13 protein-coding genes are annotated in these 16,741 nt (G+C 40.1%); 8 read left to right on the top strand and 5 right to left on the bottom strand.

Annotation, left to right across the window (positions count from 1 at the left end):
- Positions 1-77: 77 nt before the first annotated feature.
- The 3 genes from gcvP (at position 78) to B155_RS0108835 (ending at position 6,867) form a co-directional block, all read left to right on the top strand.
- Positions 78-2,972 (top strand): aminomethyl-transferring glycine dehydrogenase, encoded by a 2,895-nt coding sequence (gene gcvP / locus B155_RS0108845; protein ID WP_018127909.1) that lies wholly within the window; start codon positions 78-80, stop codon positions 2,970-2,972.
- 9 nt (positions 2,973-2,981) lie between these two features.
- Complete coding sequence (locus B155_RS0108840; RefSeq protein WP_018127908.1) at positions 2,982-4,286, top strand: M20/M25/M40 family metallo-hydrolase; 1,305 nt, start codon at positions 2,982-2,984, stop codon at positions 4,284-4,286.
- A 130-nt stretch (positions 4,287-4,416) separates the two neighbouring features.
- A complete protein-coding gene (locus B155_RS0108835) occupies positions 4,417-6,867 on the top strand; it encodes a S9 family peptidase (RefSeq protein WP_018127907.1) in 2,451 nt (816 codons plus the stop codon).
- Between the two features lie 79 nt (positions 6,868-6,946).
- Here the strand turns inward: B155_RS0108835 and B155_RS0108830 are convergent, their stop codons facing one another.
- Positions 6,947-7,564, bottom strand: coding sequence for an L-threonylcarbamoyladenylate synthase (locus tag B155_RS0108830; RefSeq protein WP_018127906.1), 618 nt, complete (start codon positions 7,562-7,564; stop codon positions 6,947-6,949).
- A gap of 325 nt (positions 7,565-7,889) precedes the next feature.
- On the opposite strand from B155_RS0108830, the gene B155_RS0108825 reads away from it, so the two are divergent.
- The 3 genes from B155_RS0108825 to B155_RS0108815 all read left to right on the top strand — a co-directional run bounded on the left by B155_RS0108825 (position 7,890) and on the right by B155_RS0108815 (position 9,973).
- Positions 7,890-8,801, top strand: a complete 912-nt coding sequence (locus B155_RS0108825) for a class I SAM-dependent methyltransferase (protein WP_169331289.1) — start codon at positions 7,890-7,892, stop codon at positions 8,799-8,801.
- Between the two features lie 122 nt (positions 8,802-8,923).
- The gene (locus tag B155_RS0108820; RefSeq protein ID WP_026167281.1) at positions 8,924-9,292 is read left to right on the top strand and encodes a DUF2200 domain-containing protein; all 369 of its coding nucleotides are present in this window, start codon (positions 8,924-8,926) and stop codon (positions 9,290-9,292) included.
- A gap of 36 nt (positions 9,293-9,328) precedes the next feature.
- Entirely contained in the window at positions 9,329-9,973 is a 645-nt protein-coding gene (locus tag B155_RS0108815; RefSeq protein WP_018127903.1) for a YdeI/OmpD-associated family protein, read from the top strand.
- A 14-nt stretch (positions 9,974-9,987) separates the two neighbouring features.
- Here the strand turns inward: B155_RS0108815 and B155_RS0108810 are convergent, their stop codons facing one another.
- Positions 9,988-10,440: an OsmC family protein gene (locus tag B155_RS0108810; protein ID WP_018127902.1), complete on the bottom strand. Its 453-nt coding sequence runs from the start codon at positions 10,438-10,440 to the stop codon at positions 9,988-9,990.
- Between the two features lie 195 nt (positions 10,441-10,635).
- Between B155_RS0108810 and B155_RS0108805 the strand changes: the two genes are divergently transcribed.
- Together B155_RS0108805 and B155_RS0108800 are read left to right on the top strand one after the other, a co-directional pair.
- Positions 10,636-11,451, top strand: a complete 816-nt coding sequence (locus B155_RS0108805) for a UDP-2,3-diacylglucosamine diphosphatase (protein ID WP_018127901.1) — start codon at positions 10,636-10,638, stop codon at positions 11,449-11,451.
- 9 nt (positions 11,452-11,460) lie between these two features.
- On the top strand, positions 11,461-12,468 hold the full coding sequence (locus B155_RS0108800; protein WP_018127900.1) for a glycosyltransferase family protein: 1,008 nt from the start codon (positions 11,461-11,463) through the stop codon (positions 12,466-12,468).
- Here the strand turns inward: B155_RS0108800 and B155_RS0108795 are convergent.
- The 3 genes from B155_RS0108795 to B155_RS13235 all read right to left on the bottom strand — a co-directional run bounded on the left by B155_RS0108795 (position 12,465) and on the right by B155_RS13235 (position 16,702).
- On the bottom strand, positions 12,465-12,998 hold the full coding sequence (locus tag B155_RS0108795) for a DinB family protein (protein WP_018127899.1): 534 nt from the start codon (positions 12,996-12,998) through the stop codon (positions 12,465-12,467). The genes B155_RS0108800 and B155_RS0108795 overlap by 4 nt on opposite strands.
- Positions 12,999-13,100: 102 nt before the next feature.
- Entirely contained in the window at positions 13,101-15,164 is a 2,064-nt protein-coding gene (locus B155_RS13240; RefSeq protein ID WP_051069983.1) for a M16 family metallopeptidase, read from the bottom strand.
- 29 nt (positions 15,165-15,193) lie between these two features.
- Positions 15,194-16,702 (bottom strand): M16 family metallopeptidase, encoded by a 1,509-nt coding sequence (locus tag B155_RS13235; RefSeq protein WP_018127897.1) that lies wholly within the window; start codon positions 16,700-16,702, stop codon positions 15,194-15,196.
- Between the last annotated feature and the right edge of the window lie 39 nt (positions 16,703-16,741).

The following is a 16,741-nucleotide window of genomic DNA, read 5'->3' as shown; positions in this document are numbered from 1 at the left end:
AAAGATGTTAAGCTATCTCTATAGCCTTTAGCAGGTATAAAAATACTCTCTTAATTTAAACAAAGGATGTACTTTCGATGAACATCAACTTCAACAAAGAAATTTTTGCCCATCGCCATAATGGTAATGATGTTGAGGCTACCAAAGAAATGCTAAAAACCATCGGAGCTGAAAGTATTGAGCAGCTTATCGATGAAACCATTCCAGAAAATATTCGCTCTGAAAAAAGACTGAATTTACCGGAAGCACTTAGTGAAGTTGATTTCCTTACTGAGTTCAAAGAACTAGCATCCCAAAACAAGATTTATAAAAGTTTTATCGGCATGGGCTACTACGATACCCATGTGCCGAATGTGATTAAGAGAAATATCTTAGAGAACCCATCGTGGTATACAGCTTACACTCCTTACCAAGCTGAGATTGCACAAGGTAGGCTTGAAGCTCTTATTAATTTTCAAACCCTAGTAAGTGACTTGACGGGGATGGAGCTCGCCAATGCTTCACTATTAGATGAAGGTACTGCAGCAGCCGAAGCAATGAGTATGCTTTTAGGCCAACGCAAAGGCAAAAAGAAGAAAGAAGCCCTAAAGTTTTTCGTGAGTGAATTATGTCACCCACAAACAATAGATGTGATTTTAACACGTGCTGAGCCGATTGGAGTGGAGGTAATTGTTGGAGACCACAAGAAAGTAGATGTAACTGATCCAGAGCTATTTGCAATTTTACTCCAATATCCGGCAACAGATGGATCTGTTGAAGACTACACCGACTTAATAGCTGCTGCTCAAGAAAATAGTGTGTACTCAGTTGTAGCTGCAGATTTATTGAGCCTTACCCTATTAACACCTCCTGGCGAAATGGGTGCTGATGTGGTTGTGGGTACTACTCAGCGATTTGGTGTGCCGATGGGATATGGCGGACCACATGCAGCATACTTTGCAGCAAAAGATAATTTTAAGCGTCAGATACCGGGCCGTATCATTGGGGTAACTCAAGATGCTGAAGGAAAGCCAGCTTATCGAATGGCCCTTCAAACTCGTGAGCAGCACATCCGTCGTGAAAAGGCTACTTCAAATATTTGTACAGCTCAAGTGCTACTTGCGGTTATGGCTGGAATGTATGGTGTGTATCATGGTCCTAATGGCTTGAAGAAAATTGCCGCTAAAATTCATGGACTTACCAAGCTCACAAAAGCTGGATTGGAAGCAATGGGAGTAGTGGTTGAAACTTCTAATTTCTTTGATACCATCACTGTTAAAGCCAATGAAGAACAAGTGCGCTCTGTTGCTGAAGCAAACGAGCTGAACTTCAGATATTTCGGTGACGGACGTATTGGTATCGCTTTCGATGAAGCAAAAGAGCTAGAAGATGTAGAAGCAGTGCTCGCAGTATTTGCTGAAGCCGAAGGTAGAAAGCAGAATTTTGATGTTCGTTCACACGCCGAAACTGTTGAGGTGAAATTACCGGAAGGCTTAACAAGAACGAGTTCATATTTAGAGCATCCAGTATTCAACTTGTACCACACCGAGCATGAAATGCTGCGCTATATGAAGCGTTTAGAGAGCAAAGATTTATCATTAGTGCACTCTATGATTTCGCTAGGCTCTTGTACTATGAAGTTGAATGCAACAGCAGAAATGATACCGGTAACTTGGCCGGAGTTTGGACAAATGCATCCATTTGTTCCTGTTGAACAAGCAAAAGGGTATACAAAGCTATTTGAAGATTTAGATGCTTGGTTAAGTGAAATCACTGGATTTCATAAAGTATCACTTCAGCCAAATTCAGGTGCACAAGGTGAGTATGCTGGATTAATGGTAATTCGAGCATATCACAAAAGTAGGGGCGAAGATCACCGAAATGTGGCTTTAATTCCTTCTTCAGCACATGGAACAAATCCTGCAAGTGCGGTTATGGCGGGAATGGAAGTAGTGGTTACTCAATGTGATAAGCACGGAAACATTTCTGTAGACGATCTAAAAGAGAAGGCTGAGAAATACAGTGACCGACTTGCGGCGCTTATGGTTACATACCCTTCTACACATGGGGTATTTGAGCATCGCATCAAAGATATTTGTGATATCATCCACGAACATGGTGGTCAGGTATATATGGATGGTGCAAACATGAATGCGCAGGTGGGACTAACGAGCCCAGGAGAAATTGGTGCTGATGTATGTCACTTAAACCTTCATAAGACATTTTGTATTCCACATGGTGGCGGTGGCCCAGGAATGGGACCCATTGGTGTGGCAGAACACTTAGCACCCTTTCTATCAGGAAACCCTGTTGTAAAAACAGGTGGCGAGCAAGCAATTCCAGCAATTTCGGCAGCTCCTTGGGGTAGCGCTAGTATCCTAACCATTTCATATGCTTACATCCGAATGATGGGCACAGAAGGACTTGAAGATGCAACGAAGAACGCAATCTTAAATGCGAACTACATCAAAGATCGCTTAAAGGATCATTACCCAATTCTATACACGGGTAAAACAGGTAGAGCGGCTCATGAGTTTATCGCAGATTTACGTCCGTTTAAGCAAAGTGCAGGAATCGAAGCTGTGGATATTGCTAAGCGTTTAATGGATTACGGTTACCATGCCCCAACTATGAGTTTCCCTGTTGCAGGTACGCTTATGATTGAACCGACTGAAAGTGAGACTAAAGAAGAATTAGATCGCTTTTGCGAGGCAATGATTGGTATCCGTAATGAAATTCGTGAAATTGAAGAAGGCAAAGCTAAAATCGAAAGCAACGTTCTAAAGCATGCTCCACATACGATGAGAGTAGTGATGGATTCAGATTGGAATAGAGACTACCCACGTGAAAAAGGTGCATTCCCTGTACAAAGGTTACGTGAAGATAAGTTTTGGCCAGCTGTATCTCGTGTAGACGATGCTTATGGCGACAGGAACTTAGTATGTTCTTGTATTCCAATAGATGCTTATGCTATTGAAGAAATCGCAGACTAAAAATATCCTATGAAGCTTTACACTAAACTACTTCTAGTATTTACTATTTGTGCCTTAAGTGGCGCGTCATTCGCACAAGTTGATCAAGTTGAAAGAAACTTGATCAATTATGTAGATGAGGAAAATGCAGAAGCACTTGCACTACTCAAAGACATCGTAAACATAAATAGTGGAACCATGAACTTCGAAGGAGTTCGTGAAGTAGGTGATGTGCTTCGTAAGGAATTTGATGCATTGGGCTTTGAAACTATTTGGGAAGATGGGGCTGCTTTCAATCGAGCAGGTCACCTTGTTGCCCATTACCACAGTGGGAGTGATGCTCCTAAACTCCTTTTAATCGGCCATTTGGATACTGTATTTGAAAAGGATAGCCCTTTTCAAGAATATGAATTGGTTGATGACAATGTAGCGAAAGGACCCGGAATCGCAGATATGAAGGGCGGTGATGTGATCATCATTTATGCCTTAAAAGCATTGAAGAAAGCAGGGAAGCTCAAGGATATGAACATCACCGTTGTAATGACGGGAGATGAGGAATACAGTGGTAAGCCTCTGGATTTATCGAAGAAAGCCTTGGTAGATGCCGCGAAGTGGGCTGATATCGCAATTGGATTTGAAAATGGAGATGGCAACCCTGCCACAGCAAATGTATCCCGTCGTGGTTCAATTGGCTGGGAGCTTCAAGTAAGCGGTAATGCAGCCCATTCCTCTCAGATATTCCGGGAAGATGTGGGGGCTGGTGCTATTTATGAAGCTTCACGTATTCTAAACGCCTTCTATGAAGAACTTAGGTCGGAAGAGTTTCTCACCTTTAATCCAGGTTTAATTCTTGGTGGAACTGAGCTTAATCATGATGCCGTAGCGAAATCAGGTACGGCTTTCGGGAAAGACAATGTGGTTGCTCAAAGTGTTGTGGTTACAGGAGACATCCGCGCGCTATCACCTGAACAGGTGGAAAGAGTACAGCGAAAAATGAAAGAGATTGTTGCCCAAAACAGACCGCAAACAAAGGCTACTATCACGTTCTTTGATGGGTACCCACCATTAGCACCAACCGAAGGCAATCACAAGTTGTTGGAAATCTATACAAAAGTAAGTGAAGACCTAGGCTTTGGAAAAGTAGAGCCGGTAAATCCATTGAAGGCTGGAGCTGCGGATGTTTCGTTTACTGCGGGTTATGTGGATATGGCCATAGATGCCTTAGGCATGGGCGGCGCAGATGACCATACCGTAAATGAAGTAGGGCATTTACATACGCTACCCTTACAAACTAAGCGTGCAGCAGTACTATTATATCGTTTGTCTAAAAATTAGGAATCATCGATTTAGATCCTTTTAAAGCCGGTTTATCTGGCTTTTTTTGTTTTTTTACTTCTGCTTGTTTGTTAGTTGTGTAACATAGAGATTATTTAATCTCACAAAACACTAACTATATACTAAGCTTATGAAAACCAAAGGACTGGCATTGTTGATCTTTGCACTCGTTCTAGGCACTGTTTCAATACAGGCACAATATGGGTACCAAGAGCCGTCGCAACCAATGATTGATTTGGTGGATGGAGCTTCAACCCCTTCCGTTTCGATCTCACCCGACGGAACAACCATGTTGTTACTAAGTAGACCTGGTCGTCCATCTATTGAAGATGTTTCGCAACCCGAATTAAGATTGGCTGGTGTTCGTATAAACCCAAGAACAAATGGACCTTCGCGTTCACGTTCAATGAATAATGGGATTACTATTAGGGATATGAAGTCTGGGAAAGACATCGATTTAAAGGGCTTACCTGCTAATCCAAAAATTTCGGATGTTAGCTGGTCGCCAAAAGGTGATATGATTGCCTTTCTTGTTACTACCGATTCCAACATTGAATTATGGAAAGCAGAAATTTCAACGGCCAATGCCTCTAGAATTGGAAATGTATCTGTGAATGATACCTATGGTTCGGCATTTACATGGACCCGTGATGGTTCCAGCTTAATCGTTAAAATGGTTCCTGAAAATAGAGGAACTGCTCCAGTTCAAAAAACGGCGCCTTTGGGTCCCGTAATCCAAGAAAGTGTTGGAAAAGCAGCACCGGCTAGAACGTACCAAGATCTTCTTGCAAACAAGCATGATGAAGACCTTTTTGATTTCTACTTTACTTCGCAAATAGCTGAAGTTTCCTTGAATGGAACCGTAAAAAAACTGGGCAGCCCTGGAATTTATAGAGGTATGAGCCTAAGCCCGAACGGCGAATATATCTTAACCACAGAAATTCATAAGCCATACTCATACCGTGTTCCAGCTTACCGCTTTCCTAATAAAGTAGCTGTTTGGAACCGAGATGGGAAGCAAGTTCACTTAGTTGCTGATTTACCACTTGCGGATCAAATTCCAATTGGATTCTCATCAGTATCTGAAGGTCCTCGCTCAATTTCGTGGAGAGCAGACGAAGCAGCTACACTCACTTGGGTTGAAGCACTTGATGGCGGTGACCAATACCGTGAAGTAGAAAAAAGAGATCGCGTGTATATGCAGAAGGCTCCGTTTAATGGCCAGCCTGAGGGAATCATTGATCTTGAATTCCGTTATGCAGGAATCTCATGGGCGGCAGAAGGATTTGCTCTTATTAACGAATCATGGAGAAGCACTCGTAGAGGTAGAACATGGTTAGTTGATCCAGCTAAAAACCGAAAGGAACTGATCTTCGATCGTAGTACAGAAGACCGTTACAGCGATCCAGGAAGTCCAGAATTTACACGCTCAAAGTATGGTACCTATGTACTTCATACGATAGATAAGGGTAGAAAAGTACTGATGACGGGCCAAGGGTATTCGCCAGAAGGTAATATGCCTTTCTTGCGTGAATTTGATCTTCAAAGCAAAAAAACAAAAGAGCTATGGAGAGCTAAAGCTCCTTACTATGAGTATGTAGTTTCTGTGCTAGATGATAAAGGTTCGCAAATCATAACCCGTCGTGAGTCTGTGAATGAACAACCCAATTATTATCAAAGAAACTTAAAGAAAGGGGATGTAAAGCAACTTACGTTCTTCAAGCATCCAACTCCTGAATTGAAAGATGTAACCAAAGAGTTTATTACCTATAAGCGTTCTGATGGTGTTAATCTTTCGGCTACAGTATACCTGCCACCAGGGTACGATAAAGAGCGTGATGGTAAGTTGCCTACTCTAGTATGGGCATACCCTCGAGAGTTTAAAAGTGCTGCGGCTGCAAGTCAGGTTACAAGTTCTCCATATCGTTTCGCTAACATTAGCCATTGGGGACCTCACTTCATGTTACTTGAAGGCTACGCCGTTGTAGAAGGTGCTGCCATGCCTATTATTGGTGAAGGCGACCAACAGCCTAACGATACGTTTGTAGAGCAGTTAGTAGCGAATGGTCAAGCTATTGTTGATGAACTAGATCGAAGAGGTGTTTCAGATCCAGAACGTGTTGGAGTAGGTGGCCATAGTTACGGTGCCTTCATGACGGCTAACCTATTAGCACATTCTGATATCTTTAGAGCGGGCATCGCGCGTAGTGGAGCATACAACCGTTCATTAACCCCATTCGGGTTCCAAGCTGAGCCTCGTACATTCTGGGAAGCTCCTGAAATTTATTTCACAATGTCTCCATTCATGAATGCAGATAAAGTGGATGAACCTATCCTGTTTATTCATGGTGAAGCTGATAACAACTCTGGTACCTTCCCTATGCAAAGTAAGCGAATGTACTCTGCCATTAGTGGATTAGGCGGTATTGCAAAGCTTGTAATGCTACCAAATGAAAGTCATGGTTACGTGGCTCGTGAATCACTACTACATATGTTATTCGAGCAGACCAATTGGCTTAATAAATATGTTAAAAATGCGGAAAGCAGACCAATTCAAAGAGAAACTAAGCCTATAGATTAATGCTTAGTTAGTACTTAATTATTATAAAAAAAGCCCCATTGATTATTCAGTGGGGCTTTTTTGTGCTTTATAGATTGGATCAAATAACTAACTCACCTTTACCTTCACGAAGTAAAACAGGTTCATCACCGGTAAGGTCAACAACCGTTGAGGCTTCATTATCTCCGAACCCTCCATCTATTACGATATCTACAAGATGCTCCCATTTCTCAAATATTAGGGATGGGTCTGTAGTGTACTCGAGTACTTCATCTTCATCTCGAATTGAGGTGTTTACCAATGGGTTTCCTAAAGCTTTTGCAATGGCTAAAGTAATGGGGTTATCAGGAATGCGAATCCCAACCGTTTTCTTCTTTTTGAATACCGTTGGCAGCGAACTACTTCCGGGTAAAATAAATGTATAAGGCCCCGGTAATGAACGCTTTAAGATTTTAAATGTCTGCGTTTCAATTTGGCTTACATACTCCGATAGGTCTTTCAGGTCAGGACAGATAAAGGAAAAGTCAGCTTTCTTAAGTTTAACCCCTTTGATCTGGGCTAATTTCTCTAATGCCGATTTATTGTTGATATCGCATCCTAAGCCATAAACGGTGTCGGTAGGGTAAATTACTAGGCCTCCGTTCTTAAGTACCTTCACAATTTGGGCTACTTTTTTTTCATCGATTGGATCTTCATAAAGCTTTATGAGCTCTGCCATAGGTTCTCTCCTCGTTAGTTGTTAATAGTAATTGTGTGTAGTAAATGTCCTGCTTTATAAAAGCCGAAATTTGACGGAAAAGCAATAGGTATTCCACTTAAATAACACATGAATATGTAGTGTAAGTGAAAAGGAAGTGATTATGTTTCCTAGCACGTAGAGTTGCTAAAACTCATGCTATATCAATTCAAATAACACATTGAACTCAAGCGTGATTTAATTATTATCACTCTAATCGCTTTTCAGTTTATTTATTAATTAGCAGAACAAAGAGTTCATTAATAAACTAGTCTAGCTTCAGTAATTATTTGAAGGAATGCCTTTCGTGAACTATACGTTTGAAACTGTAAATTGTAATCTATGTAACTCAAACGAGTATGAAGAGGTCTCGAATAAAGGAAAATTTGGCCTTCCTATACATGTTGTATTATGTAAGAATTGTGGGCTTGGTTATCTAAATCCGCGATGGGATAGAGGTTCGTATCTTCATTTTTATCAGCACGAGTACGATAAATATTACCGTCCCAAAGGTTCAGCTAATGCCAATATCGCAATTGATGAATTAAATCTGATTGCAGAACGACTTACACGATTGAACCTTTTGCCAACTGAAGCTGAAAAAATCTTAGATATAGGCAGTGGAGAGGGAGAGAATCTCATGCATTTCGATACTCTATTTCCTAATAGTAACCTATATGCTATTGAGCCCTCGATAGAATCAAAAAAAAGCCTAGAAGCTTATGGGGTTACTGTAATTGGGGATGATGTAGATACAGATTGGCATCTTGGTTATGAAAGTGCTTTTGATTTTATAATACTAAGGCATGTGTTAGAACATTTCTTAGATCCTCTTGAAGTGCTTAAAAAAGTGAGAGCAGTGCTAAGAGATTCGGGTATAATTTATCTAGCTGTACCCAATAATTTGAAACCAACCCAAAACTTGGAAAAGTCTTGGTTTCGAAATGTTCATACTTATTACTTCAACAAATTTACACTGACAAAATTATTTGAAAAAGCAGGCTTCAAAATTCTTGGGTTAGTAGATGAAGATGATCTATGCAAAGGTGAAATGTTTATCATAGCTCAAAGAGGGGAATTAAAAATGCCAACTTTTAAAAATGAACATTTTGAGTTACAAAAAGATGTTTTTGAGTCGAAATTAAGCAATGAGAAAACAATGGGCTATAAGCTTAATGCTGTCCAACGAAAGATTAAGCGCTTTTTATCGAAGATATAACTGGTTGCCGAGCATAGGCGGATGTTAAAGATTATAAGAATGATGAATAATCGATTTTATAATTTGAGGAAGGCTTCTCTTATTGCTTAATTAGGAGAGGTTTTAACTAATAATCTATGACCATGAGTACTACGCCTGAACATGATGCGAGAGTGGCCAAACTGACATTTGCTTCCGTATATCCTCACTATGTTACCAAAGTAGAAAGGAAAGGGCGTTCTGAGCAGGAACTGTTAACTGTTATTGAGTGGCTAACTGGTTTCGATGAAGCAAAAGTACAGGAGCTAATCGAAAAAAATGTAACATTTGAGACCTTTTTTGAAAGAGCTACTTTAAATGAACATGCACCCTTAATTAAAGGGGTAATTTGTGGGTATAGGATAGAAGAAATTGATACTCCTTTAACTCGACAAGCTCGGTATCTAGATAAATTAGTAGACGAGTTGGCACGCGGGAAAAAAATGGAGAAAATTCTTAGAAAACCTGCATAGCATACATAAAGTCACAAAAATTGGGATTGATAAGGGATGAATACAAATGTTGATGATTACTTCGTAGTTGGTTGTGGTCGTTGCTCTCTAGGAGGCACACCTGAATGTAAAATTCATACCTGGGTGAATGAACTTAGCCTGCTACGAAAATGGATTTTAGAATGTGGGTTAACCGAAACGTGCAAATGGGGAGTGCCCTGCTACACCCATAACGGCAAAAATGTATTGATGATCAGTGCCTTTAAAGAATATTGCACACTTAGCTTTTTCAAAGGTGCCCTTATCCCAAACCCAAATGGCTTACTTACTAAACCGGGGGAAAGAACTCAGGCTGGACGAATACTGAAAATCACTGAAATTGAATTTCTAAAGATTTTGGAATCTGAAGTAAAGGCATTCATTCAGTCCGCTATTCAAATCGAGGAAGAGGGTAGAGAAGTTCCGAAAACAAAAGAACCTGAGCCATATCCTGAAGAGCTTTTAGAGCGGATGAATGACGACCCAAATTTTAAAAATGCTTTTGAAGCGCTTACTCCTGGTCGCCAAAGAGGATATCTGATTTATTTCACACAAGCTAAACAAGCAAAAACACGCTTTGCAAGAATTGATAAATGCACCCCTATGATCTTAAAAGGGGTAGGGTTGCACGACAAATATCAGTCGGGTAAAAAGAAAAACTAGTGGTTCAGCACGTCCTACTGTTCGGCTAAAGTGCTTTCAATACTGATGTCACTTAGAAGTGTTCGATGAACCGGACATTTTTTTGAAATCTCCATCAATGAATCTAATTGCTGCACTGATAAATCGCCTTTAATAATAATTTCTTTCTCAATGGTATCAATCTTTGAACTAGGGTCTTCACATTCGGTGCAATCCTTAGCATGATTTTTATGATGTCGCATTTCAATGTAGATATCTTCCACAGGCCATTTCTTCCTTCTCGCATACATCTTCATGGTCATAGCCGTACAAGTACCTAAGCTCATCAAAAGTAAGTCGTAAGGGTCAGGGCCTAGATTTTGTCCTTCAGGAACAGAAGTAGGTTCATCCGAGATTATCTGGTGTTTTCCAGCCGTAAGCGTGGTTTTGAAGGCTTCATTTTGAGGAAGATGAACATGTACAATTTTGGGTGCGTCTTCTTTAGTCATAACTGTAGTTCGTGAATGATTGGTCTTAAAAAATCGAATCTGTTGTTAAGATGCCACTATTCGTTGCAACCATTGTCTCTTTAGTCCACTTCCTAGGTAACAGTTCCTTAATAGATAGATTACTTTTTACTCATACTGAGAATATGATGAGGTAATACTTAGCCGCGATATTGTGAATAAACTCATCTACTACACATGAAGCGAAAACTTGATACCGTTGTAATCTCAGATGTGCACTTAGGAACAGTGGGTTGCCATGCGGTGGAATTAGTGCAATATCTCAACTCCATCGATCCCAAGCGTGTGATTTTAAATGGTGATTTCGTGGATATGTGGAATTTCCGCAAATACTACTGGCCAGAAGCTCATATGCACGTGATTCGCACCCTAATCAATATGATGACGAATGGGGTGGATATCTATTACCTCACGGGCAATCACGATGAGACACTTCGAAAAGTATCTAGTTTACAATTGGGCCCACTTTTTATTCGCGACAAATTAGTACTTGAGATGAATGGGGAATCGGTTTGGTTTTTCCACGGTGATATTTTCGATGTAACAATGAAGTATAGTAAATGGATAGCCAAACTTGGTGGGCATGGCTATGAGTTACTTATTCTACTAAATAGATGGATTAATAATCTATCTGTAAAACTCGGGTACGGCAAACTATCCCTGTCAAAAAAGATTAAAGACAGTGTTAAAACCGCAGTAAGCTTTATTGATGATTTTGAAATTACTGCAATGGACCTCGCCATAGATGAGGGCTACGACTATGTAGTGTGTGGGCATATTCACCAACCTAAAATCAGAGGCTATGAAAATGAAAAGGGTTCTGTGATTTATATGAACTCAGGCGATTGGGTAGAAAACCTTACTGCACTCGAATATGATGGACAGGAGTGGAGTTTGTATAAATATGAAGAAGATGTGGTAATGGAAAATCCACCCAAAATAAACGCTCTTTTCCACCCTCAGTTAACCGACCATAAAATGATAATAGGATAAATAAAGACGATGCGCATACTATACGGAATTCAAGGAACCGGTCACGGTCATATCAGTAGAGCTCAAGTTATAATACCACTATTGCGCAAAGTAGCTGAAGTGGATGTTCTAATTAGTGGATATAACTTCAATTTGAAAGTGGATGGGGAAGTGACCTTTCAACGAAGAGGGATTAGCCTAAGTTATGACAATAAAGGTGCTATTGATATACTAGAAACGGCAAAAAAATTAAAGCCGGTCAAATTCATGTACGATGTGCAAACTACCCCTGTAAAAGAATATGATTTAGTAGTTAGCGATTTTGAACCGGTTACAGCGTGGGCAGCTCAACTAGCTAAAATGCCTTGTTTAGCATTAAGTCATCAAGCGGCATTTTTAAGTCCAAACTCACCTCGGCCTTTAAATAGATCTATGATGGCTGAAGGGGTTATGAAGCACTTCGCACCTTGTACATCAGCCATTGGTACTCATTACCGTAGATATGATGAGTTTATAGAGCCCCCAATATTGCGACCATCCATTCAAAAACTCAATCCAACTCTTGGATCACATGTTACGGTGTATTTGCCAGCGTTTGACCATGAAACACTCATAACATTCTTTAGTCAACTTAAGGAGGTTAGTTGGGAAGTATTCTCACCGACTTGTGAATCCCGTTTTGTAAAAGGCAATGTGACGGTAAATCCTGTTGGGAATGAGTCGTTTCTAAAAAGCTTTGAAAGTGCTTTGGGGCTAGTATGTTCAGCTGGCTTTGAGGCACCTTCTGAGGCTATGTACTTAGGTAAAAAATTGCTGGTAATCCCTATCAAGAATCAATACGAGCAAGTTTGTAATGCCACGGCATTGGAAGAACTGGGTGCAAGTGCCATCTATGATGTATCCCCATATTTTGTGGATCAACTAAGGCTTTGGTTAAAGAAAGGAGAGGTTATAAAACTCCCAGAAATTTGTGATACGGAAGCATTGATTCCAAAAATATTAGCAGCGGTCCAGGAAAGGGAAAGTGTAATTATCTAGTTATCGGGTAAGTATTTGTCGTGAACCACTTGAAGGTGGTGCCGTTCATGGCCCGCAATGATAAAGGCTATAGCGCGAACCGTAAATGGTACATCACTTGCAATACCTTCTCGGTTAATCATTTCTGGAGTCATGTTATCGAATAAATGGATGGTTGAAGTCCGAACGGCTAAATATTCGTTACAAAGATTGGCAATAGTTCTTTCGTTGTAGTTACTGTGCTTCATCCAATCATCTTGATCCATGCCCGGTAGTTTTGATTGATCGCCTCTACTAAAGGAAAGCGCTCTAAATGCAAACATGCGTTCAGTTTCAATCATATGGCCCAGCAGCTGTTTGAGCGTCCATTTTCCTTTGTCATAGGCAACTAAAGCTTTATCCCCTCGGATCGCATTCATCAAGGTATACACTTCATGCATTTGCTCATTCAATGTGTGGATGATATTCTTTTTAGGTACTAGACTTACATAATTGGCATAAAAATGCGCGTATTCACTGCTAGCTGGATATTCATTGTCCCATAAACTCATAACATCATATTTTTTGAATGGATGTATTAATTAAGTAAATAAAAAAGCCTGATTCAATGAATAAATCAGGCCTTAAAATATCGGCTCCGTTTAGATGAGCATTTAGTTGGTTTCTACCGATTCAATGCTCACTTTTGATGCCACAGTTCCATCAACTTTTGTTTCGTGCGCATATGCATAGGCAACACCATTGTTCACTTTCCAATCGGAATATTTGGTAAGTGATTCCACTTCTTTACCCATTTGAGGATTAAAAGTAGACACTTTTGAATAGGCAGGGAGTGCTGTTTGGGAATCCAAATAAAAGATGGTTTCCGTTGTGCCCATGATTTTAAGAGCCGCATACTCCTTACCTTCGATGGTTTCGGTTCCTAAAAATTCAGCATTAAAATCATCCATATTCAATGCAATATTGATATAGCTATTTTTAATTTCAGCCATCATTGGATTCGTCATAGCAGAAGGTAATGGTTGTTCTTGCCCCATCATACGCATCACGCCTTTTCCATCTTTAAGCTCCATTTCAATATTACCTTGTGGCGTTTCTAATTGAGAGCTCATGCTGTAATCCACATAAGAGATGGTTGAAGTATTTTTCATTTCCATCTCACCCATTGGTGTTACTTGAGTAAGTGTACTCACACTTTTAATGGTACTAAAGGTGGTTCCCGGTGCAATAATAGCATCCGCCATTTTATTTAACCATTGCTTGCCAGCTACGGCATCGCCACTAACTACTGCTTTATCAGATTTTGGCTGCTCAATTGAAATGTCAACTTCATTAACATTTCCATATTTCTGTAGTTGATCACCAATTTCATCCGCATTACCAACTACCAAAATTTGTACCTGATCAGGCTTGATATATTGGTTAGCTACTTCTTGAATATCAGCAATGGTCACTTTCTTTAAATCTTCCACAAACTTATCGAAAGCATCTTCTGATAAACCATTATAGGTGTTATTGATACGTTCATTTAAGATTTTACTCTTGCTATCATATCGGAAAACAAGTGAGTTTAAAAATCTATCACGAGCATCATCCAGTTCTTTTTGGGATACGGGTGCTTGTTGAAGTTTTTTCACTTCTGCTAATAATGCGTCAATAGCTTCAGCTGTTGTGGAGCTTTTGGTCATAACAAATAGCGAAAAAGTACCAGGGTAATTAATACTACTTCCATATCCGCCACCAACAGCGTAGGCTAAGCCTAAATCGGTACGTACAGTCTGGAATAAACGCCCAGCGAAGCCACCACCAAGTATCTGGTTCATCATCTGTAGTTTAGCATAATCAGGATTCTCACGCAGTCCACCAATGTGTCCCACAAGGATGTAACTCTGATTCACATCTGATTTATCAACCAAGTTTACAGTGCTTGGGTAACTGTAGTTCACATCAGGATATACAAGATTTGTTTTGCTACCAGGGGTTAGACTTCCAAAAGCTTCTTTGAGTTTTCGCTTCATGTCTTTAGTGTCAAAATCACCAATTACACCAAAGGTGAGATTGTTACCAACAAATGCCTCTTTATGAAAAGCGATTAAATCATCTCTGCTAATGGCATCAATTGTAGCGTACTCAGATTGACGCGTAAGAGGGGAGTCTTCACCATAAATTAAGTTTCTGAACTCACGGTTCGCAATAGTTGCTTGATCATCATTACGTCTAGAGATGCCACTTTTACGTTGTGTTTTTGAAAGCTCAATTTTTTCTTCCGGGAAGAGCGGATTTTGAATCAGATCAACGAATACCGGTAAGAGCTCATCGAAGTCTTCTTTGAGAATATTCATCGAAGCACTGCCAGAGCCCATACCAATAGAAGTGCTCATGAAAGCAGCTTTGTCTTCCAATAGTATATTCAGTTGGTCTGCAGGGTAATTTTTAGATCCACCTTCACGCATAAGTTCACCCACCATACTTGCTAGGCCTTCTTTACCAGTTGGGTCTAGTAAACTTCCTGTACGAACAACAGCACTCACGCGAATGAGTGGTAATTCTTTGTCTTCAACTAAATAGAAAGTGATTCCATTATCTAGTTTAAGCTCTTCAACCTTTGCTTTTTCAAATTTGTTAAGCTCAGGGTACTTTATTTCGTCATATCGTTTTTGGGCAGATACCGTTCCTGTAATCAGGAGCGCTATGGCCGTAATAAATAATCGTTTCATGATCGTATTCATATCTTTAAAGTCTTGGATTAGGAGTCAGCTTTTACAGTAGCTCCCACAGTGCGAGCTTCTTTAACCAGGTATTTATTTGCTACTCTTGAAAGGTCTTCAAGGGTAACAGCGTCATATCTCTCGAGTTGTTTAAATACATCTCGCCAGTCGCCTTTAGTCATGTATGTAGATGCAAAGTTCAGCGCTAATCCAGTGTTGTTTGCTAAACCACGTATAATTCCTGCTCTGATATTCGTTCTGGCACGATCAAGTTCTTCTTGGGTAATAGAACCACCTTTGATGATTTCTAGTTCTTCATAGATTCGTGTTTCTAAGGTGTCTAACTCAATACCTTGATTTGGAATAGCTAAAGTCAGAAATAATGAGCCGTATCTTGTTCCAGGAAATCCATTAAACGCTGATACTTGTAAAGCGAGCTTCTCTTCTTCTACTAGTTTTTTGTAGAGTACTGAAGTTCGTCCAGAGGATACAATGCTCCCCAATAAGTTCAGTGCTTCGAAGTCTTCGTGAGTATCGGATACACCATGATATCCAATCAGCATAACCGGCTGAGAATTACCTTCAATAGTGAATCTGCGTTCACCACGTTGAGGAGGTTCTACCGTTGTTACCGGTGGCGCTTGTACTCCCTTTCCTCTAAAATCAGCAAAATAGGTTTCAGCTAATTTCTTCATTCTTTTCGGATCTACGTCGCCAGCAATAGCTATGGTGATGTTGCTTGGTACATAGTATTTGTCGTAAAAATCACGCGCATCTTCGATAGTTGTAGCGGTAATATCAGAGTCCCAGCCTACTACAGGTCTTCCATAAGGATGTGCGGTATAGGCCACAGCTAAGAACTCTTCAACAAGCTTTCCAATAGGGTTCGAATCTGTACGCATTCTTCGTTCTTCACGAACCACTTCCTTTTCCACATAAAATTCACGATAAGTTGGATTCTTGAAACGGTCTGCTTCTAAATTGAACCATAATTCCGCTTTATTAGAAGGTAGGCTATAAAAATAATTGGTTAAATCTGCACCTGTTGATGCGTTTAATCCCGTTCCCCCATTGTTCTGAATAATTTGTGAGAACTCATTATTCACTACATAGGTTTTTGCTTTTTCTTGGTATTCTTCAAATTTAGCCCATAGTTCAGCAAGTTTTTCATCGTTACTATTAGGACTAAACTTTTCATATAGCCAAGCTTTGTAAGCTTGATCCATAGCATCGATAACTTCTTTTTCTTCTTCCCAGTTATTGGTACCGATATATTTTGTGCCTTTAAAGGCCATATGCTCGAATATGTGAGCGATGCCTGTATTGCCAACAGGTTCGTCTACTCCCCCAACATTAACGTGGGTGTAGAAACTGGCAACAGGAGCTTCATGTCGTTCAATGATGATGAAGTGCAAGCCATTATCGAGTGTGAACTCAGTGACTTTCTTTTCAAACTCTTCAAGGTTTTGTGCCTGTGTTGGAAGAGCAGTGAGCGCTAGTATTATACAAGCTAACCCCATTCTTATGGTAGCGTAGTTTACTCTCATTGTTTAGTATTTAGTGAGTGTTTAAGTAGTTATTTATTA

Source organism: Balneola vulgaris DSM 17893 (assembly GCF_000375465.1).
In the GTDB taxonomy this organism is placed as follows: Bacteria; Bacteroidota; Rhodothermia; order Balneolales; family Balneolaceae; genus Balneola; species Balneola vulgaris.
Note: the sequence above shows the minus strand (reverse complement) of the source record. Positions and strands in the feature narration are given on the sequence as shown.

Bases quoted from the DNA above. Each gene is read 5' to 3' on its own strand.
- gcvP (WP_018127909.1), top strand. From the start codon at position 78: ATGAACATCAACTTCAACAAAGAAATTTTTGCCCATCGCCATAATGGT.
- B155_RS0108840 (WP_018127908.1), top strand. From the start codon at position 2,982: ATGAAGCTTTACACTAAACTACTTCTAGTATTTACTATTTGTGCCTTA.
- B155_RS0108835 (WP_018127907.1), top strand. From the start codon at position 4,417: ATGAAAACCAAAGGACTGGCATTGTTGATCTTTGCACTCGTTCTAGGC.
- B155_RS0108830 (WP_018127906.1), bottom strand. From the start codon at position 7,564: ATGGCAGAGCTCATAAAGCTTTATGAAGATCCAATCGATGAAAAAAAA.
- B155_RS0108820 (WP_026167281.1), top strand. From the start codon at position 8,924: ATGAGTACTACGCCTGAACATGATGCGAGAGTGGCCAAACTGACATTT.
- B155_RS0108815 (WP_018127903.1), top strand. From the start codon at position 9,329: ATGAATACAAATGTTGATGATTACTTCGTAGTTGGTTGTGGTCGTTGC.
- B155_RS0108810 (WP_018127902.1), bottom strand. From the start codon at position 10,440: ATGACTAAAGAAGACGCACCCAAAATTGTACATGTTCATCTTCCTCAA.
- B155_RS0108805 (WP_018127901.1), top strand. From the start codon at position 10,636: ATGAAGCGAAAACTTGATACCGTTGTAATCTCAGATGTGCACTTAGGA.
- B155_RS0108800 (WP_018127900.1), top strand. From the start codon at position 11,461: ATGCGCATACTATACGGAATTCAAGGAACCGGTCACGGTCATATCAGT.
- B155_RS0108795 (WP_018127899.1), bottom strand. From the start codon at position 12,998: ATGAGTTTATGGGACAATGAATATCCAGCTAGCAGTGAATACGCGCAT.
- B155_RS13240 (WP_051069983.1), bottom strand. From the start codon at position 15,164: ATGAAACGATTATTTATTACGGCCATAGCGCTCCTGATTACAGGAACG.
- B155_RS13235 (WP_018127897.1), bottom strand. From the start codon at position 16,702: ATGAGAGTAAACTACGCTACCATAAGAATGGGGTTAGCTTGTATAATA.